Raw genomic sequence first — 2372 nt, forward strand, 5'->3', positions numbered from 1 at the left:
GCGGAGACGGGGGAGGTGGGGGAGTCGGTGTCAGTCATGCCAACAAACGTAGGCCAACACGTGTTGACAGTCCAGTGGGGTCACCCTATGTTGGCAAACGAGCGTTGGCCAACAAGTGTTGGCACTCGGATGTTGGCCCTCAGGTGTTGGCCAACGTGTGTTGACCAACGTGCGTGGACCAACACCCATAGGCATCAGGAGATCGCCATGAATGCCAGGAACACTCAGTCCAACGTCATCGTCGTCGGCGCCGGACCCACCGGGCTGCTGCTGGCCGGCGACCTTGCCGCCGCCGACATCCCCGTGACCCTCGTCGAGAAGCGGCCGCACGAGATCAGCAACCTCTCCCGCGCCTTCGTCGTGCACGCCCGCACCCTGGAGCAGCTCGACGCGCGCGGTCTCGCCGACGAGCTGGAGGCCAAGGGCCAGGCACTCGACCGCATCCGCCTCTTCAGTCGCCTCACCGTCACACTCGACACGCTGCCCTCGCGTTTCAATCACCTGCTCGTCCTCCCGCAGTACGAGATGGAGGCGGCGCTGAAGCGGCGGGCGGTCGAGGCGGGGGTGCGGTTCGTGTACGAGACAGAGGTGACCGGACTGGTCCAGGACGCGGACGGCGTGACGCTTCGCGTACGCGGGCCCAGCGGGGAGGCGGAGGAGCTACGGGCCGCGTATGTCGTCGGGGCCGATGGGATGCGCAGCTCCGTGCGCGAGTCGCTCGTGCTGCCCTTCCCCGGCCGCTCGGTGATCCGTTCCGTCGTCCTCGCCGACGTCAAGCTCGCCGAGAAGCCCGCGACGCTGCTCACCGTCAACGCCGTCGGCGACGCGTTCGCCTTTATCGCGCCCTTCGGTGACGGCTACTACCGCATGATCGGCTGGCACCGCGGCCGCAACGTCCCCGACACCGCGCCCCTCGACCTCGACGAGGTCAAGGAGATCGCCCGGCTCGCCCTGGGCCGCGACTACGGCATGCATGACGCCCGCTGGATGTCCCGGTTCCACAGCGACGAGCGGCAGGTGCCCGAGTATCGCGTGGGTCGCGTGTTCCTGGCCGGGGACGCCGCGCACGTGCACACCCCCGCAGGCGGCCAGGGGATGAACACCGGCCTCCAGGATGCCGCGAACCTGAGCTGGAAGCTGGTGGCGACGCTCAACGGGTACGGTCCCGCAGGCCTGTTGGACACCTACCAGGCCGAGCGTCACCCCGTCGGCAAGGCGGTGCTCCGCAGCAGCGGCGGGATCGTGCGGCTTGCGATGGCCAAGCGGCCCTGGACACTCGCGGCCCGCGCGCTGCTCACCACGTTCCTGAACAACGTCCGTCCGGCGCGCACGCGGATGGTCGGCGAGATCACCGGGATCGGCTTCGCGTACCCGGCGCCGCGCGGTGCCCATCCGATGGTCGGCAAGCGCGTCCCCGACGTGGAGCTGGAGAGCGGCCGCCTCTACGAGGCCCTGCGCGGCGGCAGGTTCGTACTCGTCACGCCGGCCGACACCACCACCGCTGACCCCACCACCGCCGACACCACACCCGCCGACATCGGCCTCGCCGGCATCGACGCCCGCAAGGACCGCCTCACGGTGGAGAGTTGGGCGAGCGAGCGGCGTACGACGCTACTGGTCCGTCCCGACGGTTACGCGGCCTGGGCGGCGGACTCCGCGGACGCGGAAGAGGTCGAGGCGGCGCTGACTAAGGCCGTGGGCTGACCGTGCCCGCGAGCAACTGACGCAACAGGTCGGCCAGTTGGTCGGCCTGTTCCGCGTCGAGCGCCGACAGTGCCTCCGTCTGGAGGGCGAGCCCGGCCTCGACCGCGTCGTCGATCATCGCCAGGCCCTTGTTCGTGAGCGTGACGTGGAGGGCCCGGCGGTCGTGGGGGTCGGGGGACCTGCGGAGCAGACCGGCCCGTTCCAGCTTGTCGAGCCGCCCCGTCATGCCACCGGTGGTCAGCATCAGCGTCTCCGAGAGCCGGCGGGGCGAGAGGGTGTACGGGGCGCCGGACCGCCGGAGCGTGGCGAGTACGTCGAACTCGCCGCGTGAGATCCCGAACCGGGCGTACGCCTTGTCCATCCGGTCGCCCATGGTCCGCGAGAGCTGGTAGACGCGGCCGAACACCTCCATCGCGGCGGTGTCCAGATCGGGCCGTACGACGGCCCACTGGTCGATGATCGCGTCGACGGCGTCCCGGGGGGTCTTGGGCGTGTTGCTCATGGGGCGAGTATCCGGGCCCAACCAATTGGTCGCAAGAAAGTAGCTTGACGGAAAGTAGCTTAGGGCTAAGCTACTTGCGACCAAGCGAGCTGGCTACGGGTCACGCGTCCTGAGCCGGCCATGCCACCCGCCGCCCCTGGAGCCGGTCATGAACCGCCCCGCCGCC

At 69.6% G+C, this 2372-nt stretch carries 2 protein-coding genes; one reads left to right on the forward strand and one right to left on the reverse strand.

The genetic code is table 11. From position 1 onward, the window contains the following. Positions 1-207: 207 nt before the first annotated feature. Positions 208-1704, forward strand: coding sequence for an FAD-dependent monooxygenase (locus G5C60_RS50420; RefSeq protein WP_165271005.1), 1497 nt, complete (start codon positions 208-210; stop codon positions 1702-1704). Here the strand turns inward: G5C60_RS50420 and G5C60_RS50425 are convergent. After that, on the reverse strand, positions 1688-2206 hold the full coding sequence (locus G5C60_RS50425; RefSeq protein ID WP_165271007.1) for a MarR family winged helix-turn-helix transcriptional regulator: 519 nt from the start codon (positions 2204-2206) through the stop codon (positions 1688-1690). The genes G5C60_RS50420 and G5C60_RS50425 overlap by 17 nt on opposite strands. Positions 2207-2372 lie beyond the last annotated feature (166 nt).

The sequence above is a fragment of the Streptomyces scabichelini genome (genome assembly GCF_011045015.1).
GTDB classification, from domain to species: Bacteria; Actinomycetota; Actinomycetes; order Streptomycetales; family Streptomycetaceae; genus Streptomyces; species Streptomyces scabichelini.

Excerpts from the sequence above, each read along its gene's own strand:
- G5C60_RS50420 (WP_165271005.1), top strand. The coding sequence starts at position 208 with ATGAATGCCAGGAACACTCAGTCCAACGTCATCGTCGTCGGCGCCGGA.
- G5C60_RS50425 (WP_165271007.1), bottom strand. The coding sequence starts at position 2,206 with ATGAGCAACACGCCCAAGACCCCCCGGGACGCCGTCGACGCGATCATC.